This is a genomic window from Streptococcus sp. KHUD_013 (assembly GCF_052588545.1).
The window spans coordinates 1214383-1241074 of sequence record NZ_CP186264.1 but is presented as its reverse complement, the minus strand read 5'-3'; the positions used below and the strand labels follow the sequence as shown (position 1 = coordinate 1241074).

Annotated in this window: 24 protein-coding genes and 1 pseudogene; 22 read left to right on the top strand and 3 right to left on the bottom strand. The window is 42.7% G+C overall.

The annotated features are described in order from the left end of the window. Positions 1-107 precede the first annotated feature (107 nt). The 15 genes and pseudogenes from ACOXXR_RS05830 to ACOXXR_RS05760 all read left to right on the top strand — a co-directional run bounded on the left by ACOXXR_RS05830 (position 108) and on the right by ACOXXR_RS05760 (position 15287). The gene (locus ACOXXR_RS05830) at positions 108-692 is read left to right on the top strand and encodes a DUF1307 domain-containing protein (protein WP_126404078.1); all 585 of its coding nucleotides are present in this window, start codon (positions 108-110) and stop codon (positions 690-692) included. A 299-nt stretch (positions 693-991) separates the two neighbouring features. After that, positions 992-1372: pseudogene (locus ACOXXR_RS05825) on the top strand (hypothetical protein); the annotation flags it as partial. Between the two features lie 57 nt (positions 1373-1429). After that, the gene (locus ACOXXR_RS05820) at positions 1430-1813 is read left to right on the top strand and encodes a barstar family protein (RefSeq protein ID WP_445278872.1); all 384 of its coding nucleotides are present in this window, start codon (positions 1430-1432) and stop codon (positions 1811-1813) included. A 155-nt stretch (positions 1814-1968) separates the two neighbouring features. After that, positions 1969-2463 carry a hypothetical protein gene (locus tag ACOXXR_RS05815; protein ID WP_445278258.1) on the top strand — a complete coding sequence of 165 codons (495 nt, stop codon included), beginning with the start codon at positions 1969-1971 and terminating at the stop codon, positions 2461-2463. A gap of 48 nt (positions 2464-2511) precedes the next feature. Next, complete coding sequence (locus ACOXXR_RS05810; protein ID WP_445278257.1) at positions 2512-3009, top strand: hypothetical protein; 498 nt, start codon at positions 2512-2514, stop codon at positions 3007-3009. Between the two features lie 68 nt (positions 3010-3077). Then, positions 3078-3455, top strand: coding sequence for a hypothetical protein (locus tag ACOXXR_RS05805; RefSeq protein ID WP_445278256.1), 378 nt, complete (start codon positions 3078-3080; stop codon positions 3453-3455). 33 nt (positions 3456-3488) lie between these two features. Then, positions 3489-4133 carry a hypothetical protein gene (locus ACOXXR_RS05800; protein ID WP_445278255.1) on the top strand — a complete coding sequence of 215 codons (645 nt, stop codon included), beginning with the start codon at positions 3489-3491 and terminating at the stop codon, positions 4131-4133. After that, entirely contained in the window at positions 4120-4566 is a 447-nt protein-coding gene (locus ACOXXR_RS05795; RefSeq protein ID WP_445278254.1) for an NADAR family protein, read from the top strand. The genes ACOXXR_RS05800 and ACOXXR_RS05795 overlap by 14 nt, the downstream gene beginning before the upstream one ends. Positions 4567-4766: 200 nt before the next feature. Then, positions 4767-6059, top strand: coding sequence for a PTS transporter subunit EIIC (locus tag ACOXXR_RS05790; RefSeq protein ID WP_445278253.1), 1293 nt, complete (start codon positions 4767-4769; stop codon positions 6057-6059). Continuing rightward, on the top strand, positions 6046-6906 hold the full coding sequence (locus ACOXXR_RS05785; RefSeq protein WP_445278252.1) for an alpha/beta hydrolase: 861 nt from the start codon (positions 6046-6048) through the stop codon (positions 6904-6906). Before ACOXXR_RS05790 ends, ACOXXR_RS05785 begins: the two co-directional genes overlap by 14 nt. Positions 6907-7016: 110 nt before the next feature. After that, positions 7017-8165, top strand: coding sequence for a DUF4767 domain-containing protein (locus ACOXXR_RS05780; RefSeq protein WP_445278251.1), 1149 nt, complete (start codon positions 7017-7019; stop codon positions 8163-8165). Positions 8166-8813: 648 nt separating this feature from the next. Then, positions 8814-11045: a TIM-barrel domain-containing protein gene (locus ACOXXR_RS05775; RefSeq protein ID WP_445278250.1), complete on the top strand. Its 2232-nt coding sequence runs from the start codon at positions 8814-8816 to the stop codon at positions 11043-11045. A gap of 68 nt (positions 11046-11113) precedes the next feature. After that, the gene (locus tag ACOXXR_RS05770; RefSeq protein ID WP_445278249.1) at positions 11114-12721 is read left to right on the top strand and encodes an alpha-glucosidase; all 1608 of its coding nucleotides are present in this window, start codon (positions 11114-11116) and stop codon (positions 12719-12721) included. 324 nt (positions 12722-13045) lie between these two features. Further along, on the top strand, positions 13046-13774 hold the full coding sequence (locus ACOXXR_RS05765; RefSeq protein WP_445278248.1) for an ABC transporter ATP-binding protein: 729 nt from the start codon (positions 13046-13048) through the stop codon (positions 13772-13774). Next, positions 13767-15287: an ABC transporter permease/substrate-binding protein gene (locus ACOXXR_RS05760; RefSeq protein WP_445278247.1), complete on the top strand. Its 1521-nt coding sequence runs from the start codon at positions 13767-13769 to the stop codon at positions 15285-15287. The genes ACOXXR_RS05765 and ACOXXR_RS05760 overlap by 8 nt, the downstream gene beginning before the upstream one ends. 65 nt (positions 15288-15352) lie before the next feature. On the opposite strand, the gene ACOXXR_RS05755 is transcribed toward ACOXXR_RS05760, so the two are convergent. Further along, on the bottom strand, positions 15353-15685 hold the full coding sequence (locus tag ACOXXR_RS05755) for a hypothetical protein (RefSeq protein ID WP_023026688.1): 333 nt from the start codon (positions 15683-15685) through the stop codon (positions 15353-15355). A gap of 35 nt (positions 15686-15720) precedes the next feature. Then, entirely contained in the window at positions 15721-16260 is a 540-nt protein-coding gene (locus ACOXXR_RS05750) for a TetR/AcrR family transcriptional regulator (RefSeq protein WP_042361396.1), read from the bottom strand. A 137-nt stretch (positions 16261-16397) separates the two neighbouring features. Between ACOXXR_RS05750 and ACOXXR_RS05745 the strand changes: the two genes are divergently transcribed. The 3 genes from ACOXXR_RS05745 (at position 16398) to ACOXXR_RS05735 (ending at position 19640) form a co-directional block, all read left to right on the top strand. After that, entirely contained in the window at positions 16398-17297 is a 900-nt protein-coding gene (locus tag ACOXXR_RS05745) for a cation diffusion facilitator family transporter (RefSeq protein WP_445278246.1), read from the top strand. Positions 17298-17406: 109 nt separating this feature from the next. Continuing rightward, entirely contained in the window at positions 17407-18501 is a 1095-nt protein-coding gene (gene hemH, locus ACOXXR_RS05740; protein WP_023026691.1) for a ferrochelatase, read from the top strand. Between the two features lie 101 nt (positions 18502-18602). After that, positions 18603-19640, top strand: a complete 1038-nt coding sequence (locus ACOXXR_RS05735; RefSeq protein WP_023026692.1) for a zinc-binding dehydrogenase — start codon at positions 18603-18605, stop codon at positions 19638-19640. Positions 19641-19840: 200 nt separating this feature from the next. Here ACOXXR_RS05735 and ACOXXR_RS05730 read toward each other — a convergent pair whose 3' ends face one another. Further along, positions 19841-22555, bottom strand: a complete 2715-nt coding sequence (locus ACOXXR_RS05730; protein ID WP_445278245.1) for a DEAD/DEAH box helicase family protein — start codon at positions 22553-22555, stop codon at positions 19841-19843. Positions 22556-22712: 157 nt separating this feature from the next. On the opposite strand from ACOXXR_RS05730, the gene ACOXXR_RS05725 reads away from it, so the two are divergent. From ACOXXR_RS05725 to ACOXXR_RS05710, 4 genes are all read left to right on the top strand, one after another. Beyond that, the gene (locus ACOXXR_RS05725; protein ID WP_195348026.1) at positions 22713-23477 is read left to right on the top strand and encodes a nucleoside phosphorylase; all 765 of its coding nucleotides are present in this window, start codon (positions 22713-22715) and stop codon (positions 23475-23477) included. Between the two features lie 31 nt (positions 23478-23508). Further along, on the top strand, positions 23509-24891 hold the full coding sequence (locus ACOXXR_RS05720) for a TrkH family potassium uptake protein (protein WP_006596532.1): 1383 nt from the start codon (positions 23509-23511) through the stop codon (positions 24889-24891). Positions 24892-24900: 9 nt separating this feature from the next. Next, entirely contained in the window at positions 24901-25575 is a 675-nt protein-coding gene (locus ACOXXR_RS05715; RefSeq protein WP_445278244.1) for a potassium channel family protein, read from the top strand. Between the two features lie 286 nt (positions 25576-25861). Beyond that, positions 25862-26626, top strand: coding sequence for a CPBP family intramembrane glutamic endopeptidase (locus ACOXXR_RS05710; protein ID WP_445278871.1), 765 nt, complete (start codon positions 25862-25864; stop codon positions 26624-26626). Positions 26627-26692 lie beyond the last annotated feature (66 nt).

The window sequence follows — 26692 nt, the reverse complement described above, 5'->3', positions numbered from 1 at the left end:
TTTGAGGCTTTTCTAATAACATCTAAAACGACAGTTGATCTTGCTAAATGACTCGTTTCAGACATCAGTCATTTCCCTAACCATCATAAAAAAGTGAGGTATTCAAAATGAATAAAACCACAAAAATGTTAGCCGTCTTCTTGACAGCGGGTCTTCTTTTAGCTGGTTGCGCACAAAAAGAGAGTACAAAATCTACTAGTCCATCGTCCACTAAGGCGACTAGTAAAGCAACAAGCAAATCATCCGCTAAAGAGAAGACAAAAGAGTCATCAACGGATGAAAGCCAAAAAGAGGATGCACTAGCAGGTGCTCAAAAAACGGTTCTTGAATCGAGTGATGAAGCAGGTAAGTCCACTGTAACCTTGTATTACAAGGGAGATACCTTGTTAGTACAAGAAAAAGTTGATGATTACGACGTCTCAAAAGTTCCTGGTGAAAACCCTCTTGAATCCATGAAAGAAGCCGTTGCTAAGAGCCAAGAAATGTTCAAAGATTTGATGGGACAAGGATTTGAACTGACATCAGAATACAAAGATGGAATCTTTTATATCCGCAATACCATTGATTACACAAAAATCGATTTGAAAAAATTAAAAGAAATCGTACCAGGCTTTAATCCCCTAGATGACAAAACAGTTAGTTATTCAGTAACGAAAGACAGTCTTATCAAAGGCGGTATGGTCGAAAAATAAACTAAATGGAGAGTAGCTCAGTTTGCTGCTCTTTTTGTTTTGGTATGAATTCATGGGCATATTTTGGTAGAATAGGATTTAAGGAAAATAGTGAAATGGATGAACACGTCATTATGATAGCGGGAGTTGACGTAAGGAATGTTGATAAACATTCAGCAATTTCTCATTATGATTGGAAATTAGTTGATAAATTTTATCACGAAAATGGATGGTGAGGGAATATATTATTTCAAACAACTGGGAATAATTCAGTTAATTGTATTTTAAATTGAAAGAATGCAGAAGCCACAGAGGTAAAAATGATGAAAAGAACGTATTCCGTAGTTGTTTTTGGAAATGAGCAAACAGATCAGATGCTGATTTTGAAGTTTACTAATCCAAAATTTCAATCCCTGTCGAATTTTTTAAATTCGGAAGTTCATAATTTTTATCCGGATGTTCGCAAAGCTTTGGAGAATGTCATTTCTGGAAATATGGAAGAGTACGCTTTTGATGGTAATTTATTGGGGATCGAAGTTGGAAAAGAAATAACAGAAGTTTACTTCCAATTTGAGGAAGAACTTTTAGGAAATCCTTGCTTCATTTCAACCGAAGAACTGTATAAATTAGTGATTGAGTGGAAAGAAATGGAAGAAAGAATGAAAAGAGAGGAAGATATTTTTCCAGTGACCATAAATGAATTCGATGTCAATAAAAAACTACCATTCCGAGAAAGAGATGGTGAGAGCTTTGAAAGAATGAAAAATAAAATTCATAATATTACGAAACTTGAAATGCAAGATCGATTGCCTTTTAGTGGCTTTGTAGCAATTTTTGATGGGAAGCAGATCCAAAACAAAGAAGAGCTATTTCATTTTCTTGAAAAAATTGTCGGACTTCCCGATACGAATAATTGGTCGTCTATTACGGATTGGCTATCGGACCTCTCATGGATAAAAGCTGAAGAATACAGCTTTATCTTTGAAAATTATGATAGTTTCTTAAAAGATGACTTATCTTCTAAAGACTTATTTTTAGAAATTTTGGAAGAAGATGTTCTTCCTTGGTGGGAAAGTGATGTTGAAAAACATGTTGTTGGCGGTAAGATCAAGAGTTTTCAAGTTTACATAGTGGAAAATTGAAAAATGGTATAAATTTTTATGGAGCTGCTTTAAGGTAACATAATCTTTATCAAAAAGATAAATCTCGGGGCCCTGAACGAATAGTCATTGGTGATGATGGTTCAATTTGGTTTATTGAGGATCACTATCAAACATTTAATAGAATATGGTGGCCTATGATTAGCAAATATACAGATGGTGTCTTTACAAAAATTGAAGAAATTTATGGGGTGGTTTTGCCTCTTGAATTTAAGAAAGTATATCGTGATCTTGAACAACTCCCAATTGGATGGCATAACTGGGCAGATTTTTCAAGAGAAAATACTGACTATTTAAAGAAACAAATGAAAGAAGTGATGGGGGAGATTATGGATGAAATAGGTGATATTGAATGGAATGATAACTGGGGAGAATGTCCAAATACCATTCATGAGGTTCATCATTTTATAAAAAGTAAAATGAAATCTGCGCCAAACTTAATGCCGATAGTTGGCCATCGATATATTGCTTGTGCACCTACTGCGGTTTCACCAGTATTCTCAATTGTTAGATCAGAAATTATTTATTATTCAGCAAGTTTAACAGATTTTTTAAAAGGGAAAACAATAACACAGGAAACTGCACTAACAGATTTGACGCAGATTTCATTCTGGTCTGAGATAGCTCAGTAATTTTGCAATTCAAAATAAAGGATTCTTTATCCTCAAAAGGAATTTATTATGTTGAAATTAAGTCGCTTGATACAACATCCTTACAATGTCCAAGTAGACTACTATACTCCTCTTTCGATTGAAGTAACCAATATACCTCCTTATTCAGATAAGAATTATTTTCGTTTGGTAAAAAGCGAAAACTTGCTCGAAATTGGATTGGATGCAACCTCTTATCAATTAACCAATATTATTCTAGTTCAAGCATCAAACGTCAGCTTAGTTGAGAAACTATCTCTAAAAAACGTAGAAATGAAACAAGGATGCCCTATTTTTCTTGATGATATTTCGTTTAACAGTGCTCTACATGATCTAGACCAGTCATTTGAAGTATCATTGTCTAAAGATAAGTTAAAGATCCAGTTAATCGATCTAGAAGAAGTATTTTATTTGGTTAACGGGAGAGTCTGTTTAGGATTTTCTCAAGACGAAAGACTAGTAACTATCATGCTGCTGGATTTAAATGATGAGGAATATGAAGATTTGAAAGATAGTTTTAAACTTTAATAATTTAAAAACAGTTGATTCTAACTTTACCTAGCAGTAAATAAATAGAAGAATATAGGACGTAACAAATGTTAAAAAGAGAATATGGAATATTTAAATACCCTGACGGTGATATTAGATTATCAATAAAATTTTTGGATGAAAACTATCAAACTTTAGGTGATTTTATTATCATTGAGGTTCATAATTTTTACCCTCATATTTATAAAGAATTGGAAGCAGTTGTTACTGGTCAAAAAGAAGAATCAGACTTTGGCGGTAATATGCTCAATATTGATATAGGCAAAGAAGAAACAGAAGTATATTATCAAATAGATGATGAAAACCTTGGAGACCCTTGCTTCATTTCAACCGAAGAACTGTATAAATTAATGATTGAATGGAAAGAAATGGAAGAAAGAATGAAAAGAGGGGAAGATATTTTTCAAGTGACTTTAGAGGATTGATGTTGAAATAATTCCCCGAATAATGGAGAAGTGATGAACAATAAAGAAGTAAAAGATTTATTTTATAAAGTCCCTGAAGAGGTTGATTATGCAGATATATTGGAAGATGTTGATCTAGAGGATGTTCCTGAAGAAACGATTCAAAAGTTGACTTCATTATTGGACAGTGATGATGACTATTTACGCTATCAAGCCTCTAGATTATTGACCATTTGGGGAATTAGAGAAGGCTTTGATATCTTGACTCAGATGTTCAGTCGAGGGCAATTAGAGTGGATGATTTCGCATCGTCTGTATGGCTATGATGATACCAATCGGATCATATTGGATGCTCTTATTAGCTATTGGGCTACTCAGTCAGATAGTGGTAATGGCGATCAAGCGAGGAAAGATATATTTCCTTATGTCTGTCATATTATAGATCAGGCAGGTAACAGTTATTATCATATTTCATATTTTTACTATTTAGTTGAGGATAATGGTTTTTCTGAATACATCCCCTACCTGAAACACTTCCTTTCAACTATTATGGACAAACCTGAGGATAATTATTGGCGAATTCATGATACCTTGAAACTATTCCTCAAGGTAGAGCCTGATTATGTGACACAGTTATTAAAAGAAAAGCAAAAATCATTGGGAGTTTTTGGAATCGAGGATAAAGGTGAAAGACATTAAATTTTATAAAGTAAATGATGATTATGGTTTTATGTCCAATTTTGCTCCCTACCCTTTTTCAGATGGTAGCAAAATCTGGCCAACATCAGAGCATTATTTTCAAGCACAAAAGTTTTTAGTACCCCAAATTCAAGAGAAAATTCGTCAGATAGCATCTCCAATGGATGCTGCTTTGGAGGGACGCAATCGTAAAAATCCCTTGAGATCAGATTGGGAAGAGGTCAAAGATGAGGTAATGCTCCAGGCACTTCGGATGAAATTTAGCCAAAATCCAGAAATTGCAAGGGAATTGCTGGCGACAGGAGATGCCATCATCATCGAACATACGCAAAACGACGCTTACTGGGCTGATGGTGGAGATGGCTCTGGGAAGAACAAGCTAGGTCTTCTCTTAATGCAAGTGCGGGAAGAGTTGAAAAACCTCTCCCTATAACCCTCTCTCCTCTAGCTATTCCACTTAATACCCTGTACTTGGCATTGTAGCCATCCAGATGGCTACAATGATCGATAAGGAGGAAACTCAAGTCAGTTGGCTTGAGTTTTTGTGTGGGGGAATATGCTATAATGAAGAAAACAGAAGGGTGTGCACGAGTAATGTCACCTAACGGGTCAATAAGGATAGTAGGAGCAAGAATGATAAAATATTTGGTGCAAAAATTTCTCAGGTTTCGAGAGCGTGGATTTGTACAAATCACCCAGAAGACCTTGGTATCTCTCTTTCCATTTTTACTTTTCTCAGCAATTGTTCGCGTGATTTCCCAGTCCTTCTTTTCAGATAGAGGCTATATAAATATGCTCTTTTCTGTTTCGGACTGGTTCCCAGGGTTTCAGCTCACGGGTCAAGTCTTGTCCAATCTTTCTAATTTTACAAGTGGTTTGGCTGGACCTTTAGCAACCTATTTTGCAGGGAAATATACAGCTGGACATTATGGGAGAAGTACAGGAACGGCTGGTGTGACAGCTCTTATGGTCAGTTTTCTTGTTAGCTCACAGGGATTATTGATGGGGCCTCTTCGCGATGGGCAACTATCTCACATCAATCTACCTGCGACGACCAATATTTTCTTGGCGATTTTTTTAGGTTACCTAGTTGGCCAGATTTTTCGTCTTTCCAAAGCCAGTGACGACCAAATCGTCAATAAAGACTTTATTTATCAACCCAAGACTGTACGTCCGATTTTCTTGTCTCTGCTCTTAGGAGTCAGTTTAAATGGCCTCTTAGTCCTGGGCAATCAGTACCGTGTCTTTCAGACCATCGGTCAGTTTTTCAGTTCACTGACCGTGACCAGTCATCACCTCCTATCCACTTTTGTCATGGGACTCTTGAATGGCTTATCGGGTTGGGTAGGAAACAGTCAGGTTTTTGCCTTGAACTCGATAGCGGATGATAGTTTTGCCTTGGAAAATCTGACTTATGCCGTCACCAATCATACGACGACTGGCATTCCTTATCTCTACACCTTGACCAATTTGTACCGCAGTTATGGCATGGTGGCAGGAGTTGGTGCCGTCCTAGCGCTTTTGGTTGCAATCTTACTGGTTTCACGAAGTCAAAAGGACAAGAAAGTTAGTTTCCTTAGTATCTTTCCAAGCCTCTTTAACAATGGCGCTCCTTTTATGGTAGGAATCCCAGTCCTCCTCAACCTGTTATATGTGATTCCCTTCTTATTGATCCCCTTGGTCAATATGGGAATTGCAGCTCTGGCTTTGTGCTTCAAACTGATGCCAGCAGCTGTCTATCCAGTGCCAGATGGGACACCAAGCATCCTTTATGCTTTTATTGGGACGGGAGGAAGCCTGAGAGCTTTAGCTGTGAGTCTCCTCTGCTTTGCCCTAGACGTAGCCCTTTATATTCCCTTTGTCCGTATGGGCAACCAAGTTCGGAAAGATTTGCTAGAAGAAGGAGGAAGCCATGAAAATCTCTAAAAAAACAGCGCTGGTCTTCACCTTGGTCTGCCTTTTCTTGATTGGCTTGGCCGTGCCTTCTTATAGCTGGACTCGAACCAATGTTTCAAAAATCGAGAAATTTTATAATTCAAAATTGTCTCCCATCATCATGATCCCGGGAAGTTCCGCGACGGAAAATCGCTTTGATGGCTTGGTGACTAAGCTCAACCAAGACCGGCAAGGAACCAAACACAGCCTGCTCAAGGTCAAGGTCTGGAATGATGGTACCATTACTTATAGTGGGAGTATCGATGCCAAGGACAATGAACCGATTATCGTCCTTGGTTTTGAAAACAACAAGGATGGCTACAGCAATATCAAAAAGCAAGCCAAGATGGTTAACCAAGCCTTTGAAGCCTTGCAAGAAAAATATAACTTCAATAACTTTAAGGGACTGGCCCACTCCAATGGAGGCTTGATTTATACAGCCTTTATTGAAAATTATCTAGGGGATTATGACGTGGATCTCAAGACCCTCATGACCATTGGGACCCCTTATAACTTTACCGAGACCAACATCAAAAATAAATCAGAGATGTTGGCAGACTTTATAAAGAACAGAGAAGCTATTCCGACAACCCTTCATATGTATTCGGTAGCTGGTACCATTACCTATGACTCGGATGAGTTGGTTCCGGATGCTAGTGTGTCAGCTGGTAAGTATATCTATCAAAATCAAGCAGCCAGTTATACAGAGATTACGGTGACAGGAGAGGATGCTCAACACTCAGACCTTCCGACCAATGATGAAGTGGTCGCCTTGATCAAGCAACACATTGAAAATCAGGATCATCAAAATCAGCGGGAGCAAAAAAATCCGAATTAAATCAAAGATAATCAGAAGGTTTTACACAAATTATTAGGTGTAGCCTTCTTTTTTGGTATAATATAAAGAGAAAAGTACAGCTATCAAGGATGACACAAAAGGAGAAACTTATGAAACGAAAAGAGAAATTAGGAGCATTCATTCTTCTACTAGCAGGACTTATTACGGTTGGTTGTAGCAAACGGACTCCCCGACATTCTAGTCAGTTGAATAACAGCTTGGAAACATCGTCGATATCATCTTCCGGTAAAAAAGTTACTAAAAAAGAGGTGAAAAAGGATTACAAGAAGTTGTACCAGCCCATATTTGAGGATTATCAAAAGATTTTGACCTCTCCAAAGGATACAGCAAGTATTGCAAGTCTCTATCAAAGTTTACAAGCAACTGAGCGTCCAATCAATAGTTGGGCAATCGAGAATGCAGTTAACCAAGCAGATGAAATGCGCTATGCCTTTGCGGATTTGAATAATGATGGGATAGAGGAACTGTTGATTGCAGATCTAAATGTGAGTGGCAAATATTTCTTAACCGGTCTTTACTATTTGCAAGCTGGGAAACCTGTCCTTTTGGCAGAAGGGTTCGTGGCAGGTCATGGTGGAGCAAGAAATGCTGCGCTTGTCTATAAAGGAGGAGAAGTTCTAGAGCTTAGCTGGTCCTCGGGAACGGGGCAAGGTTATGGGACTCTTTATCGACTTAATGCCAAGCAAGAGCAAGCGACTATCTTCCAAGAAAAAGAGATTCAAATACAAGCAAATGATCTTGGAGCTGATTTTGGAAAAAATGCATCCGATCAAATTGATTTAAGAGGTCTCGATTGGCAGGAATTTGAAGTTTCTGGTCGTACAACTAAATCAGAAACACAATTGAAAGCTCCTTGGAACGCTAACAAATCAGCGAAACTGGAAGCTTTTATAAAAGACTGGGGAGAAAAACTAGGACAACCCAATTATCAGAAGGGAATCGCAGGAGGGGATGTAGGGCCTGACCACCTCTATACACTTAGGGATGATGGACCAAGTGAGAAAATGAATGCCGAGTATACGGATACAGGTCTCGGTAATGCCCAGTACCGAATTGTAGAGCGTTATAGCAATTGGGATAAATACCCGGATGTTCATAGTTACTTCTTTGCGATAACCAATACAGGAGAAACGATTGTCTTTCATTCACCGACGACTAATGGTGGAGTCATGTACTTAAAACCAACAGAAAATACAGAAATTCAAACGGAGTTTAAACGTTTGGTGGAAGAAGAATAGTCAATCATAATAGAGAGAGTGGGACAGAAATCGGTCATTCGTTCGAATTCGATTTCGTCGTCCCACTCAACCACTGCGTCTTGCTCGACAATCCGCTGTGAGAAAAGTGTTTGAAACATGATTGTTTCAAACACTCGGGAGTTTTAAGACTATAAATTAAAAAGCGAAGTGGCTTAAAACTAATTGAACACGGGCTGCGGATCGTGTCAAAAGCGCAAAATACATTAGTACTAAATCCAAGACACAGTAGCTGATTGAATTCTTCTCTCACCTTTTAGCTCGGTAGAATCCTAATTAGCCTTGTGGGGGCAGGACAACGAAGCAATCCTATACAACAGTGCTTCTGTCCAGCTCCCTATTTTGACTTTATCCGCAGACGCCCTTTGTATCTTGATTTAGTCATGGAACTTCCTGGATTGCTGAAATCATCCACTGGATAATTTCACCTAACATCCGTCCTCAAGGTCGTCAAGAATCTCTTGATCAATTGGGGAAGTTGATCTTATAAAATTTTAGGAAAGGCTTTGTCAAGTGTTGACAGGCCTTTTTTTGAATGCTATAGTAAAATCGTAAACGCTTACACAGTAGAACGAAGTAGATGAAAAGAGGGGCAAGTTAGATGCCTTATAAAAAGAGGAGAAAAAACAAATGGCAGGACCAGTGATAGTTGGAGAGCACTACCGAATCTCCGTGTTAACGGAATCTTTGGTGCGCTTGGAATATTCAGAGAATGGTGTTTTTGAGGATGGACAGACGCAAGTTGTGCAAGATAGAGATTTTGGACCAGTTTCTTGTGAGATCACAGAGACCGAAGAGGTCCTCGATCTGCATACGGAGTATCTCCACCTTCATTTTGAAAAGGGACCTTTTGCACCGGATCGGCTTTTTATCGAACTCAAGGGCCAGTATGCAGTCTATGGTAGCCGATGGCACTATGGGGATCGGCCTGAGACCTTAAAGGGGACCAGTCGGACGCTCGATGAGGTCGATGGAGCTATGGAGTTGGAAGATGGGATTTTAAGCAAAGCAGGCTATGCTCTTTTAGACGATTCTGCTTCTTATTTGTATGATGTCGAAAGCGGATATAGAGCACGGCCATGTCCAGAAGTGGATTTGTATTTCTTCGGATATGGGCGCGATTATCTAGGGGCCTTGAAAGATTTTTACCATCTGACGGGACAGCCACCCCTCTTGCCACGATATGCTCTGGGAAACTGGTGGAGCCGGTATTGGCCTTATACCAGTCAGGAATACACAGATTTGATGGATCGTTTCAAGGCTGAAGGGGTACCTCTAGCTGTCAGCGTGATCGATATGGACTGGCACAAGACGGCGATTCCTGCTCGCTTTGGAAGTGGTTGGACGGGCTATAGTTGGAACCGGAACTTGATTCCTGATCCAGCTGCCTTCTTACATGGTTTGCATAAGCGTGGTTTAAAGGTGACCTTAAATGTCCATCCAGCCGATGGCATTCGCGCCTTTGAAGATGCTTACCCCATGGTCGCAAAACGCTTGGGATTAGATGCGGAAAAAGAAGAAGCGGCTAGCTTTGACTTTTACAGTCCAGCCTTTCGCGAAGCTTATTTCGAAGATGTCCACCATCCCTTGGAAAATCAAGGAGTGGACTTTTGGTGGATTGATTGGCAACAGGGAAGTCATGGCAAGATGGATCCCCTTTGGTTGTTAAATCACTATCATTATCTAGACAATTGCCGAACAGGTCAAGCTGGTCTCATCTTATCACGTTATGGGGGACCTGGAAGCCACCGGTATCCAATCGGTTTTTCAGGGGATACCATTGTGACTTGGGAATCCCTAGCCTTTCAACCCTATTTTACCAGCACAGCTTCAAATATCGGCTACACGTGGTGGAGTCACGATATTGGTGGCCATATGCGGGGTTACTATGATGAAGACTTGGCTCTTCGCTGGTTGCAGTTTGGGGTCTTTAGCCCGATCAATCGTCTCCATAGTTCTTGTAATGCCTTTAATAGCAAGGAACCGTGGTTTTACTCACCTGAGACCTGTCGCTTGATGAAGCGGTATTTGCGCCTGCGCCACAGCTTACTACCTTATCTTTACACCATGAATGTGGCGACGCATGAAGAAGGACTGCCTTTGGTTCAACCCCTTTATTACCATTATCCAAACCAAGAAGATGCTTATGAGGCTAAAAATCAATATTTCTTTGGCAGTGAACTCATGGTGGCCCCAATTACAGAGGCTCTGGATCCTGTCTTTCATAGTGCTTCTGTGAGTGTTTGGTTCCCAAACGGAGTTTGGTATGATTTCTTCCATGATTGGAAGTACGAAGGAAAAGGCAAACTCACAGTCTTTAGAGCTAGCCAGGATATTCCGGTCTTTGCGCGTGCAGGAGCCATCATCCCTATGGATGCACAACCGCAGACAGGGGTAGAGCTCCCGGAAATGCTGGACTGGCATCTTTTCCCAGGTGACAATCGTTCCTTCGTACTCGTTGAAGGAGAAGGAGATAACCGGGTTGAAACCCGCCTAACTGTCAATTGGGATGAAAGAAAGATTAGGCTGGATTTAACAGGTGATCTAACGCTGCTTCCTGAAAAGAGACAGCACCGGTTCTTCCTCCATACCTTTGAGACAGCCCCTATCTTAGTGGACAATCACAGTCAGGAGATTGCGATGGGTGTGTTGCAATCGCGTCCTACTGCCAAAGAAGATCGGATGTTTGAGCTCTTGAAATCTGCCAACCTGCCCTACGATAGGAAGAATGAATTGTTTGTGGCTTGTTCAACAGCCAAGGATTGGAAACAGTTGATGAAGATCATTACGCCTTTAGAGGAAGGTTTGCGTCAACGTCTCTTTGAAGTGATTTATTCCAGTGAAGAGAATGAAGACTTGTAAATTCTTGCAATTTCACCCCTATTTTTGTAAAATGAAAGTGATTTCACAATCATAAAGGAGAAGAGAAAATGGAACAAAAATGGTGGCATAATGCCGTAATTTACCAAGTATATCCAAAAAGTTTCAAGGATAGTAATGGCGATGGCATAGGGGATCTCAAGGGGATCACGAGCAAGCTAGACTACTTGGAAAAATTAGGGATTACAGCCATCTGGCTCTCACCAGTTTACAAGAGTCCCATGGATGATAACGGCTATGACATCTCGGATTACGAGGATATTGCCTCCATTTTTGGTAGCATGGAAGATATGGAAGAATTGATCGCAGAAGGCCATAAACGCAAGATCAAAATCATTATGGACTTGGTGGTCAACCATACCTCTGATGAGCATGCTTGGTTTATCGAAGCGCGTGAAAATCCAGACAGCCCTAAGCGGGATTTCTATATTTGGCGGGATGAGCCAAATGGTATTATTTCTGCTTTTAGTGGTTCTGCTTGGGAATTTGATGAGGCCTCTGGTCAATATTATCTGCATAACTTTAGCAAGAAGCAACCAGACCTCAACTGGGAAAACGAGGAGCTTCGTCATCAGATTTATGACATGATGAATTTCTGGATTGACAAGGGCATTGGTGGCTTCCGTATGGATGTCATCGATATGATCGGCAAGATCCCAGATCAGGAAATCATCAGCAATGGTCCCATGCTCCATCCTTACTTGAAAGAGATGAATCGCGCTACCTTTGGAGACAAGGATTTGCTTACGGTAGGGGAAACGTGGGGGGCGACACCTGAGATTGCCAAGCAATATTCCAATCCAAAAAATCAAGAATTGTCCATGGTCTTCCAATTTGAACACATCGGTCTTCAATACCAACCAGGGCAACCAAAATGGCACTACGCCAAGGAATTGGATGTGCCTAAATTAAAGGAAATTTTCACTAAGTGGCAGACAGAATTGGGGACAGAAGAAGGCTGGAATTCGCTCTTTTGGAACAACCATGATCTCCCACGGATTGTGTCCACTTGGGGGGATGATGGCGACTATCGGGTCAAATCCGCCAAGGCTTTGGCTATTCTGCTTCACTTGATGAAGGGAACTCCTTATATCTATCAAGGCGAAGAAATTGGAATGACCAATTATCCATTTGAGACCCTTGAGGACGTAGAAGATATCGAGTCAATCAACTATGCCCATGAAGCCTTAGAAAAAGGAGTGCCACTTGAAGTAATCATGGATCAGATCCGCCATATTGGTCGGGACAATGCGCGGACACCGATGCAGTGGAATGATGAAGCAGAAGCTGGCTTTACGACAGGCCGTCCATGGCTTGCAGTCAACCCAAACTATAAAGAGATCAATGTAGAGGCTGCCCTGGCAGATCCAGACTCTATATTCTATACCTACCAAGCTCTCATTGCCTTACGAAAAGAGCAGCCTTGGCTTGTAACGGCTCATTATGAATTGGTGGACGCAGCAGACAAGGTCTTTGCCTATAAGCGGGTAGAAGGAGAGCAAGCCTATTTGGTTGTGGTCAATCTTTCAAGCCAAGAGCAAGAGTTACCGCTGGTTAATGGAGTTGAGAAGGTCATCATTTCCAATACCAAGGTAGAGCAAGTACTTGAATCCGGAAAATTAGCCCCTTGGGATGCCTTCTGTGTCAAGTTGGCCTAATGAAGGTAAGAAAAGAGAGTGGGACAGAAATCGGTCATTCGTTAGAATTCGATTTCGTCGTCCCACCTCCGCACAGTTGAGTAGGGCTGTAAAAGCTGATGAAATCAGCGTAGTAGAGCCCACTCAACAACTGCGTCTTGCTCGACAATCCAAAGACAATTGAGAGGCTGGGACTTTTGTCCCAGCCTCTTTTTCTTATATATAATTTCAAATCAAAATCGTTGACAGATGTAATATCTAGTATTACAATGTTATGATAATGATTACACTCTTATAAAAAGTGGGATAAGAATCTTAGCTTTTAAGAAGATGGTGAGGAAGAACATGATTGAATACAAAAATGTAGTCCTGCGCTACACGGATACTGACATTTTAAAAGATGTCAATCTCCGTATTGAGCAAGGAGAATTTATGGTCTTGGTGGGACCTTCAGGATCTGGGAAAACCACCATGCTCAAAATGATAAATCGTCTTTTGGAGCCGACAGATGGCAATATCTATATGGATGAAAAACGCATCAAGGACTATGATGAACGAGAGTTGCGTCTTTCTACTGGTTATGTTTTGCAGGCCATTGCCCTCTTTCCAAATTTAACTGTCGCTGAGAATATTGCTCTCATTCCTGAGATGAAGGGCTGGAGCAAGGAACAAATTGCCTCTAAAACAGAAGGACTCTTGGACAAGGTGGGTCTGCCCGCTACAGATTATGCTCATCGGTTACCAAGCGAGTTATCGGGTGGGGAGCAACAGCGAATCGGCATTGTGCGGGCCATCATTGCAGAGCCAAAGATTCTATTGATGGACGAGCCTTTTTCAGCCTTGGATGCTATTTCACGCAAGCAGTTGCAGGCTCTCACCAAAGACTTGCACAAAGAATTTGGTATGACGACTATCTTCGTAACACATGATACAGATGAAGCCTTGAAATTAGGTGATCGGATTGCGGTGCTACAAGAAGGAGAGATTGTGCAGGTGGCGGATTCTGATACCATTCTAGCCCAACCAGCCAACGACTTTGTTGCGGATTTATTTGGAGGTGCTCACCATGTCTAAACTAGTTGCAACCTTTCAAGAACGCTTTGGAGACTGGCTCACTGCACTGGGGCAACATTTGCAACTGTCATTACTGACCTTGCTCCTTGCGATTTTTCTAGCTGTTCCACTGGCTATTTATTTAAGTAGTCGCAAGAGAGCCAGCAACTGGGTTTTACAGCTAGCTGGGATCTTCCAGACCATTCCTTCCATGGCCCTTTTGGGGCTCTTCATTCCCATCATGGGGATTGGGACACTTCCGGCCTTGACAGCTCTCGTCATCTATGCCATTTTTCCAATTCTTCAAAATACCATCACCGGTTTACAGGGGATTGACCCAAGTCTAGAAGAAGCAGGGGTGGCCTTTGGGATGACCAAGTGGGAACGACTCAAGAAGTTTGAGATTCCCTTGGCCATGCCCGTCATCATGTCTGGGATTCGGACAGCAGCTGTGATGATTATCGGGACGGCTACCCTAGCTGCCTTGATTGGAGCAGGGGGACTTGGTTCCTTTATCCTTCTGGGGATTGACCGCAATAATGCGAGTCTGATTTTGATCGGCGCCCTATCTTCTGCCTTCTTAGCCATTGCTTTTAACCTTCTTCTCAAATGGATGGAAAAGGCCAAATTGCGGACCATCTTTGCGGCCTTTGCGGTCATGATCCTGGGATTGGGAGCTAGCTATACACCAAGTCTTCTTCCCAAACCGGAAAAAGAAAACCTGGTCATTGCTGGGAAGTTAGGGCCTGAACCGGAAATTCTAGCCAATATGTACAAGATTTTGATCGAAGAAAACACGGACATGACAGTGACCGTCAAGCCAAATTTTGGCAAGACCACCTTCCTATATGAAGCTCTGAAAAAAGGGGATATCGCGATCTATCCAGAGTTTACAGGGACCGTGACCGAAAGTCTCCTCAAGCAGGCGCCGCAAGTCAGTCATGATCCAGAAGCAGTCTATCAAGCGGCCCGAGATGGGATCAAGAAACAAGACGATCTGGTCTTGCTCAAACCCATGGCTTATCAGAATACCTATGCTGTCGCAGTGCCTAAGAAAATTGCCCAAGAGTATGGCCTCAAGACCATTTCCGATTTGAAAAAGGTGGAAGGACAACTCAAGGCAGGATTTACGCTAGAGTTTAATGATCGAGAGGATGGGAACAAGGGCTTGAAAAAGGTCTATGGTCTTAATCTACAAGTCTCCACCATGGAGCCAGCCCTTCGCTACCAGGCTATCCAGTCCGGTGATATCCAGATAACAGATGCCTACTCAACGGATGCCGAGCTTGCTCGCTATGACCTCGTGGTCCTCGAAGATGACAAGCAACTCTTCCCTCCATATCAAGGGGCCCCACTCATGAAATCTGAATTACTCGAAAAGCATCCAGAATTGGAAGCTGTTCTTAATAAACTAGCTGGAAAAATTTCAGCAGACCAAATGAGCCAGCTCAACTACCAAGTTGGTGTGGAAGGAAAGTCAGCTAATCAAGTAGCGCGTGAATTTTTGATTCAGGAAGGTATTATCAAGAAATAATTTTTAAAGAATGATTATCTTAGGTTAGGTGTATATAAAAAAAGGATCATTTGATCCTTTTTTTGTTAGAGAAAGGTTAACAAAATCGTAATCACCAGAGCGATTCCAATCCGAATAACATGGTGGACGGGATGGAAGCTTTCTTTGTGCTTGCCATTCCAATAGGCTCCGTAGCAAATCAACCCGCAACCAATCACCCAAAGAGATAGTGCGACAATTGGCAAAAGGAAGTAGAGGATGAGAGAGAAGGTCGCAAGGCCACTTCCGATGAGGAGAAATGTATTTCCTAGAGTGTGATTCCCTTTTTTAACTTCAGTAAGAGAAGCCAATAAGTGAAGAAGAGCAAAAGCAAGGGCTAAGAAGGCTGTAAAAAAGCCGAGAAGAATGGGGAGGAGCATAAGATTCCCTTTCTAACTAGAATAATAATATATTTTTATTTAGTTGTCATTTCCATGACGTCTAAATAAAAGCTAACAACTTCTTGCTCGTTATAAGATTTCCCTTTTTTCAACCACCAAGTCAGAGTTTCGATGAAGTTAGTAACGACAAAGTGCTTGAGGTAAGAAGTGGGAATCCTAGGATGGGCTGTTTTTAAATCATCCGCCACCATCGGAAAGACATGGGCTTCTAATTCCTTATGGAGTTGACGGAGAAAATAGTCATTTTTGGAGAGAAGGAGGCTGGTCACGTGATCTTGGTTTTCTCGGAAATGAAGAAAGATGTGAGCCAAGTAATCTTCTGCCGAGACATGAGCTTCTCGTTCAAATAAATGATGGAAGAGGTAGTGGCAGAGTTCGTCTAGCAAGAGCTCCTTGCTCTCATAGTGACTGTAGAAGGTAGAGCGTCCCACATCTGCCAGATCAATAATATCTTGAACAGTCGTCGCTTGGTAGCCTTTGCTATTTAACAGTTGTAAGAAGGCTGTATAGATCGCTTTTTTTGTTTTAGCAATTCGTCGATCAGTTTGGCTCATATAGACAATTTGAACAAACTGTTCAATAACGTACACAGAGAACGGTTTGCTTCTATCCTTTCTAAATAGAGTGGGGGATAATACTAGTGAGAGAATCATCTATTCCCATTATACCATATACCAAAGGAGGTCAAAAATTGAGTTCAAAATTTGCCGTTTGGCTAGCCTTTCTCTTAAATTTTAGCTTTGCCATTATCGAATTTATCTTTGGTGGTCTCTTTGCCTCCAGTGCGATCTTAGCGGATGCCGTCCATGACTTGGGAGATGCCTTGGCTATTGGCATTTCTGCTTTTCTAGAAAGTATCTCTAACCGAGAGGAGGACAGTCGCTATACCTTGGGCTACAAGCGTTTTAGTCTCTTAGGTGCCATCCTGACGGCAGTCATCCTCATTACCGGTTCCACTCTCGTTATTTTAGAAAATATCAGCAAATTCATTGAGCCCCAAGTAGTGGATCATGAGGGCATGCTCTGGTTGGGCGTCATCGCCATTGCTATCAATTTAATGGCTAGCCTCATTGTCCGGAAGGGGCAGACCAAGAATGAATCCATCCTGAGTCTCCATTTCCTTGAGGATACACTAGGGTGGCTAGCTGTGATTGTCGTCGCCATTATTTTGCGTTATACGGACTGGTATTTCCTTGATCCTCTCTTGTCGCTTGTCATTTCCTTCTTTATCTTGTCAAAAGCTCTTCCACGTTTTTGGAGCACCCTTAAGATTTTCTTGGATGCTGTGCCAGAAGGGGTAGATATCAAGCAAGTTAAGAATGACTTAGAGCAGTTGGACAATGTCGCTAGTATCAATCAGCTTAATCTATGGACCATGGATGGTTTGGAAAAAAATGCCATTGTTCATGTTTGTCTCAAGCAGATAGAAGACATGGAAGCGAGTAAAACAGCTATCCGTCATCATCTAAAGGACATTGGCTTTCATAATATTACCATTGAAGTGGATAGCGATCAAGATAGTCATGCCTGCCATAAACGGGATATCCATGCCATAGAGAGTCAGAGCGGACATGATCATCACCAGCATTAAGGTTTGTTTTTAAACTCTTAGAGGCTTCTCTAGGAGTTTTTTTACACTAAACTCTCTAAAGTATGCCTTTTCGTGCTAAAATAGAACAAACGTGGAACAAGGAGTAATTATGAGTAAAAGAGCTGTGTTGATGATGACCTTTGGTTCACCAGAAGAGATTACCTATGAAGGAGTAGCGGAATTTTTCACAAACATACGCCGTGGGGTTCGTCCTGAACCACATGAAATTCAGACTTTATATGACAATTACGTACGAATTGGCGGAACTCCACTCCAAAGGATAACTAGAGAAGAAGTGGATTTGGTTGCTTCTGCTCTTGGAGAACACGCATCCGTATACTTTGCTAATAAATTTTCCCGCCCTTTTATTACTGATGTAATCAAAGAGATGGAGAATGACGGAATTGAAGAATGTTTGTGCTTGATTTTAGAGCCCCATTATTCTTACTATTCTGTCATGGGATATGAGAAATTTTTAGAAAGTGAGCAGATTAGGTTCCAAATTATCAAGGAGTGGTACCAAGAACCTTCACTTCTCCACTATTGGGCTGATGAGATTCGAAATATTTTAGATCAAATTAGAGATGACAGATATAAGGTGATTTTTTCAGCTCATAGTGTCCCAGTTTTGGCACTTGATTTTGGCGATCCTTATATCGATCAGATTTATGACAATACTCGCTTGATTGTGGAAATTTTAGGCCTTGAAGAAGACCAGTATACCAATACATGGCAGAGTGAAAGTGATATTGGTATTCCTTGGATTAAGCCGGATGTCTTAGAATACCTTCGTGATGAGAAGGAACACCCTGACCACTATATTTTTGTCCCGATAGCTTTTATTAGTGAGCATATTGAGGTTCTTTTTGATAATGATGTGGAGTGTAAGGAGCTTTGTCATGAGCTTGGTGTGACCTATCACCGTCCTCCTATGCCAAATAGTGATTCTCGATTGATTAAAGCCCTTCTTTCAACCATTCAGTCACATATAGACGGTGACTATCGTTACTATCAACCTCAACTAGAGACTTTTGATGAGTTGGAAGCCCCTTCAACCACAGGAAAGATTTTAGAAGAGTCAGAAGATATTCAGATGCCTGATTTCGTCAAAAAATTGATTGCTAAAAAAGGTCGAGAGAATGTCAAGATGCCATATCTAGTTAAGAAAATGCTTGAAAAGAAGTATGGAAAAAAATATGATTAAGTAACTAAATATGACCGTAATTGGGAGTGTTTGATGTGAGCGATTTCTTGTTAAAAAGTGTATACTACAGTTAAGTAAGCAATAGAAAGTAGGTTGTGCCTATGAAGAAAACAGTCTATACAAAAGCTGGACAAGTTGGTCTAGTAGAAGTGGAGCGTCCGCAGATCGAAGCACCAGATGATGTCATTCTCCGTATTGTGCGTACCTGTGTCTGTGGCTCTGATCTCTGGAGCTACCGCAATCCAGATATTGAAGCAGGCCACCAAAATAGTGGTCACGAAGCCATCGGAATCGTCGAAGAAATTGGTGAGGCCATTACAACGGTCAAACCGGGTGACTTTGTGATCGCCCCTTTCACCCATGGCTGTGGGGAGTGTGATGCTTGTCGTGCGGGCTATGACGGGACTTGTGACCGCCATATTGGGACCAACTGGTCTGACGGGGTGCAAGCGGAGTACATGCGCTTCGACTATGCCAACTGGGCTCTCGTCAAAATCCCGGGGCAACCGTCTGATTATACTGAAGCCATGCTCAAATCCTTCTTGACGCTAGCAGATGTTATGCCGACGGGTTACCATGCGGCGCGTGTCGCAGATGTGAAACCGGGTGACAAAGTCGTGGTCATCGGGGATGGAGCTGTGGGGCAATGCGCTGTGATTGCTGCTAAGATGCGAGGAGCATCGCAAATTGTCCTCATGAGCCGTCACGAAGACCGCCAACAAATGGCTTTGCAATTTGGTGCAACAGCAGTCGTAGCTGAGCGGGGAGAGGAAGGGATTGCCAAGGTCCGTGAAATCCTTGGAGGAGGAGCAGATGCGGCTCTTGAATGTGTTGGTACTGCTGCAGCTGTCGACCAAGCCCTTGGGGTCCTTCACAATGGGGGACGCTTAGGTTTTGTCGGTGTGCCTCACTACAATAATCGTGCGCTTGGCTCGACCTTTGCCCAAAACATTTCCGTGGCAGGTGGAGCAGCCTCTGTCACTACCTATGACAAGCAGTTCTTGCTCAAGGCTGTCCTTGATGGCGACATCAATCCAGGACGCGTCTTCACCCATAGCTATAGCTTGGACGAAATTGATCAAGCCTATAAAGATATGGATGAGCGCAAGACAATTAAGGCTATGATTGTGATTGAATAACGAAAAGAGAGTGGGACAGAAATCGGTAATTCGTTAGAATTCGATTTCGTCGTCCCACCTCCGCACAGTTGAGTAGGGCTGTAAAAGCTGATGAAATCAGCGTAGTAGAGCCCACTCAACCACTGCGTCTTGCTCGACAATCCAAAGACAATTGAGAGGCTAGGACTTTTGTCCCAGCCTCTTTTTAGTTACATAAACGATTATTTCAAATCTGACATCACTTGCTTCTTGGTGAAGGTGCGCTCTTGTTTGTTGGCGAGTGCCTTGATGCGTGCATCTAAAAGAATAGCACGGCCTTCAGCGCTCCGGGTATAGACGAGGTCATACTTGCCTAGGCTCTTTCGGATCTGCTCAAGAAAGGCTTGCGCATCCTCTTTCCGTTTGTCAAAGAGGCTTGGGACAGCGAAATATTCTGTCTGATCGGACACTTTTTCCTGTGCTTTCAGGATGTAACGTTGATTTTCAATTGGTGCGAAAAATTCGATCATGGTTTGCGAAAAGAGTTCCTTCTCCCGCATGGTTCCGCCCTTCAAATAAATCAGCGTGTTGATAGCATCCTTTCTGTCTCGTACTACTTGGATGCGGGTTTCCTGTGTTTGAATCTGTCCCGAAAGAAGCAGGACTTTGTGAATAGCTTGGCCAAAGACTTCTAAGCGTTTGTAAGGACTCTTATAGAGATAGTAGCGAAGCCAAGCAAGGAGTGAGAGAACAGCTAAGAAGAAGAGAAGAATCAGAGAAGCTGAATTCCTTCCTCCTCTATGTGAATAGTAAATAAGGTTGGCGAAAGCATCGGTCAAAGCGCCGGCCGTAAGCCACCGTGCCAGCTTTCTAGCATCGAAAAATAGAGCCAGAGGTAGGAAGTGTTTGTCCACTTGGACCTCATTTGCAATCTCCATATTCTCTAAAATAGGGAGGGCTTTTTGCCAGCCATCTCTGAGTTCTTGACGATGGGTGGAGCGCTCTAAGGTCTCTGCATTCAGTTTTTCTAAGTGTTTTTTAGTATAGCGAATCTGATCAAAGGCCAGACGCTCGATGCCGGATTCGATGAAGGGTTCCTTGTAGTGGAGACCTAAAAATTGTTTCATCCGTCTCTCTAAAAGCTCCAGGTCAGGACTGTATTGTTTCAGCTGATCTGTGATGGCTTCGATTTCTTCCTTTTCAAGATCTGACTTTTCATACCATTTCTTTAGGGAAAGGTTGATAGAGACTAAATGCCAGATATTACTGGTCTTATTTGGCTCTTCGGGCCACACTCGGATGGCACGACCTCGCATTTGGTTACTAAGCATAAAACTCCCGACAAAGCTAGCTAGAATCAGGGAGTTGACACAAGGAGCATCCCAGCCTTCTCCTAGAAGAGACTTGGTTCCAATCACGACTTGGATGAGCCCCTCTTGGAAGAGTTGGGTTACAGCTGTCACCAAGTCATGCTGAGAGCCAACCAAGCGAACCTTGAGAAAATCACCAGGGGATAATTGGCCGACACTTTGGTAAGTCAGTCGGTTCGCTCCTAGAAGCTCTTCTAGTCTTGCCTTAGCAACTGTCGGGATGATGACGATACTACCTGTTAGGACAGCGATAGCAGGTGGACTAGCTTGCTCTATGCTTTCCCTGCGAATGGATTCAAAATACGAGAGAACTCCCAATTGAGTAAATTGGGCGTCCTTGTCCCCTAGATGAACTTCAAAGTCTTGACGAATGTAGTCTGTTAAGACCAGTTGGCGCAGTTGGCTTCCAAGAGCCTGATATTCTGCCTTGAAAATCTCTCGAACCGCATTGAGTTTTCCCAGGGATTGGTTCAGCAGGAGGTCTTGTTTTTTATTGCGGACCAGTTTGACTTGTTTTCGATCGATCAAGCTGGCTGCTTTTAATTCATGGAGGAGTTGCTTTTCGTATTCTTCTGGTAGATTGTACCAGTGAGGCACCTGAAAGAGCAGACCTTGCAGGAGAATTTCAAGCCAGTCTAGGGTGAAAGCAGGAAGTTTTTTTGCTCCAAGAAGGTCCTGGAAACGTTGGGGAAAGTCGATTCCGTTGCTCCGAAGAAAGATCAGGGTAGCAGAGAGATACTTGGGTTCATTGAGCAACTCATCATCACTAATCTGACCTGATAAGGCCTGACAGGATTGTAGGTATTGGCAAAAGAGGAGGTCTGAAGTCAGTTGTTGCAAGAGGGCATTCTTTTGTTGGCTAAAGGCATCCAACTGAGCCTGCTCTTCCTTGGTTGGAAAGGCAAAGTAGACATAGTCTTGGTGGGGACAAAGGGTCTCTTCCTTGACCAATTCGGGAACCGTAATTTCCTCATCAATCTCACCACACATGCGGATATAGCGTTCCCAAAGGGCGGGGTCCCCTTCATAAGGAGGGGTAGCGGTGAGGGAAATCATCTTTAAGTCAGGGAAGGCTTGACGAAAGGCTTCCAAGCTCTTCCACCATTCATTGCGAAGGTGGTGACATTCATCTAAACAGAGGGTTCCCAGTGAGATTTCTTTGAAAGTAGAAAAGATGTCAAAGCCTTTGAAATCAAATGTTTCAATCTCTGCCTGGTCATCGGTATCCTCGATTTGTGATTGGCCGACGACTTGATTCATGGCACTGTGGAGGGCCTGATAAGTAGCCACTGTAATCAGCTTAGGATGTTTGAGGTCCTGAGAAATCAGTTGCTCCGCTTGGCTTTCATCTTTTAAGAATGCTTGGACAATCCGGTCGACCCATTGTTGACGAATCGTGACCGTAGGTGCCAGAATCAGAGTTGGCTGGCCAAAGCGCCGGATAAATTCGATACCCAAGGTTGTTTTTCCAGAGCCAGGAGCTGCTACCAAATGCAGGTGGCCATCCGCCATAAAAGCGTCACTCTTATCGAGAAAGCGTTTTTGATAGTGTCTCCATTGGCCTGTAAAGGCTAGTTCTTGTAACATTGGTTTCCTCCCTTGTACTGTCCCCATTATATCATAGTTGAAAGTATCCAGTTATATGGGGAGTTGCTGTGGAAGGAAAATAGTCCTTTTCGCTATCTCTCCTTGACACAGACTAGATGGACTTATATAATGTTACAAACAAGTTTGGAGGCAATAGATGATTCATAAACATGAAATTCCTATTTTAGAGTTTGACGACAATCCACAGGCAGTTATTATGCCGACCCATGAGGGGCTTGATCTACACCTGCCTGAAAAATGCATCTATGCTTTCTTAGAGGATGAGATTGACCGCTTTGCCAAAGTTGCTGGAGCCAAACAAGTAGCTAGCTTTGTCTCAGCTACCAAGACCTATCCGGTTTATGTCATGGAGCACCAAGGAGAGGAAATCTGCTTGGCTCAAGCGCCAGTTGGATCTGCAGCAGCAGCCCAATTCATGGATTGGTTGATCGGCTATGGGGTGAAGAAGATCATTTCGGCAGGAAGCTGTGGCGTCTTGGTGGACATGGAAGAAAATGCCTTTTTAATCCCGACCAAGGCTTTGCGAGATGAGGGAGCCAGTTACCATTATGTAGCACCTTCTCGTTATATAGAAGTAGATCGTCGAGCACTGACTGCCATTGAAAGGGTCCTAAAACAAGAGTCCATTCCCTACCAAGAAGTGATGACCTGGTCGACAGACGGCTTTTATCGAGAAACGCCTGACAAGGTGGCCTATCGCATTGAAGAAGGGTGTAGTGTGGTGGAGATGGAGTGCGCCTCACTGGCAGCAGTAGCCCAGCTTCGTGATGCGGTTTGGGGCTTGCTCCTATTTACCGCAGATTCTCTTGCAGACCTGGAAAATTATGACCAGCGTGACTGGGGATCTGAAGCATTCGATAAAGCCTTAGAATTGTGCCTAGAAATGGTTCTTCACTTGTAGGTCTATTCTCTTTTTATGGTACAATGAAGCTATGTTAGTCAAATTATTTTTAAAACAATGGCAGTCCAAGATGAAAAGTCTATCTCCAGCAAGGAGGCTCTTTTTCAGCTTTTTCTTGGTTATCTTAATTGGCTCCCTCTTATTGAGTCTGCCTTTTGTCCAGCAAGCAAGCTCAAAAGCAGGTTATGTCGACCACCTTTTTACAGCAGTCTCCATGGTCTGTGTGACGGGCCTCTTTACCCAGTCAGTAGCCTCGACCTACAATGCCTGGGGGCAGTTGATCTGTATGCTCTTGATTCAGATTGGTGGCCTGGGGATCTTGACCTTTATCGGTCTCTTCTTTATGGAAAGTCGTCAAAAGCTCAGCTACAAGGACCGACAGACCATTCGGGACAGCTTTAGCTTTAGCAATAACCAGAGCTTGGCCCGTTTTGTCCGTTCTATTTTCATAACCACCTTTACCATCGAAGGACTGGGGGCCTTGCTCCTCATGATTCGCTTCATTCCTCGCTTCGGCTGGGGGCATGGAGTCTTTAACTCCATCTTTGTCGCGATTTCAGCTTTTTGTAATGCGGGCTTCGATAATTTTGGGGGCGATAGTATGATGAGTTTCCAGACCGATTGGCTGGTGAACCTGACCTTGTCTGCCCTTATTATTACTGGGGGCTTGGGCTTTATGGTTTGGTTTGACCTCGCTACCAAGACCTGTAACCAATCAGGACGGCGGACTCTTCGCTTCCATACTAAGGTGGTTCTCTGGTTAACAGCTGCGATCCTTCTCTTTGGGACAGTAACCAGTCTCTTGACCGAGTTTGATAATCCGGCAACCATTGGGGCCCTCCCCTTGGGAGAGAAAATTTTAGTCAGCTTTTTCCAAACCGTCAGCATGCGGACAGCTGGTTTTGCTTCCTTAGATTATACAGCAGTCCGACCAGTGACGCTCTTCGTCTATCTCTTGCAGATGTTTTTAGGTGGAGCACCAGGCGGGACAGCAGGGGGCATGAAGATCACCACCTTCCTGGTCCTCTTGCTCCTGGCTCGGAAGGAACTATTGGGGCTACCACATACCAATTTAGGAAAACGTACGATTTCACCAGACATTGTTCAACGTTCCTTTGGGACGGCGGTGATTTTCCAGTTGACCTTCTTAGTGGGTCTATTAGGAATCTGTTTAGTGACGCCGGATGGCCAACGCTTTATTTATTTGGTCTTTGAGGTGGTATCCGCTCTAGCGACAGTGGGAGTGACAGCTAATGTAACCTCGACCTTAAATGGAGCGGGACTAGCCATTATTATGGTCCTCATGTTTATCGGACGGATTGGTCCTTTGACCCTCATGGTTAGCTTAAACAATTACCAAGCTAAGAAAGCAGATACCTTGCAGTATGCCAAGGCAGACATCATTATCGGATAGGAGAAACTCATGGCGAATCGAACCATTGGAATTTTAGGATTAGGAATTTTTGGACAGAGTGTCCTCAAAACCCTACAGGACCAGGATGTGGATATTATTGCAATTGATGATCACGCAGATGTGATTAATCAGTATGAATCCATGATTTCGACTGGAATTGTTGGAGACATTACGGAGTTGGACCTCTTGGATGCAGCAGATATTGGGAACTGTGACACAGTCGTGATCGCGACGGGTGAAAACCTGGAGTCCAGTGTGCTGGCTGTTATGCACTGTAAGTCACTTGGCGTCGAGCATGTCATTGCCAAGGTCAAGAATGAAGTGACCAAGGAAGTCCTTGAGAAAATTGGGGCTGATTTGGTCATCCTACCAGAGGTGGAAGCGGGAATGTCCCTAGCTAAGATGATTCTCTTCCAACATGGGATTGAAGTTTTCCAGTTGGATGAAGAAGTGGTGGTGGTCGAGTTTACGGTTCCAGCTAGCTGGGTAGGAAAAAGCATCCGAGACTTGGAAATCAGAGACCAATATCAACTCAATATTATTGGCTATCGAGATGCGGAAGACCAGCCTTTGCGAAGTCAGATTGGTCCCGACTTTATCTGGCCAGAAGGGGTGCGCGTGATGGCGGTGACTGATAATCAGTATCTGGATAGAATCCAAGACCTTTTAGAGGAATCGAACTAAAAGAGAGTGGGACAGAAATCGGTCATTCGTTAGAATTCGATTTCGTCGTCCCACCTCCGCACAGTTGAGTAGGGTTATAAAAGCTGCTGTAATCAGCGTAGTAGAGCCCACTCAACCACTGCGTCTTGCTCGACAATCCAAAGACAATTGAGAGGCTAGGACTTTTGTCCCAGCCTCTTTATCGATACCATTTTATTACTAATTAAGAATTAAAGTTATTTTAAGCTATTTCTTATATAGTAGAATCATTAGAAATACTTCCCTTGTGGGAATAGAAGGATAAATGATGAACATTCGTAAGTTTATACGACCAGAGAAGCCCTTAAAAGAGCTCAAGTGGTATGATATCGCCATTGTAACTGCGATCATGTTTGGGCAGTTTATTGTATGGTCTACAGAACTCTTCCTTGCCAGTCTTCAACCAGTTGCTCAAACCGTTACCGCAACTACTGAAACGACTGCCAATACAGCTACGGATGGCGCAGCATACTCTAGCAACTTCACCTTGCAAATCATCTTATTAGCCCTTGCTTTGACCTACTTGCTTCTACGGAATTTTGATTTTAAACAGCTTCCGATTCGTTTTAAATGGTCCGTCCTCTTTTGGGTACCCTTTATTTTTGCCATCGTTGGTCTGTTTGGGGATATCGTGACAACGGTGAGTGGAGAGTATGATTACTTCAATATCAATCTCCTCGCTTATATCGATCCCATGCAGATTATCCACAAGTTCTTAGCTCTTAGTCCCATGGCGATTGCTTATGCCTTGCTCAATGGTTTCTACGAAGAGTTCTTCTTCTTAGGAGTCATGACATCTGTTAATCAGAAATACAAGTGGTGGGCACTGGCTTATTCGACCTTGATTCGGATTTCCTTCCATACCTACCAAGGTTTGCTTTGGGCAGTGGTCATCGGAGTGATCTATGGACTCTTCTACTATGTTCTTTACAAGAAGGTGATCAAAAACCTTTTACCATTCTTCCTCATGCATGCATTGGCCGATATGTTTGGCTCTAGCATACTCTATCTTTTAATCAACTGGGGAAGTTAATAAAAGAGTTGAAAAACTGGACGTTTTGTCCGGTTTTTTTATCTGTTTTGAATCTCCTGAATGATG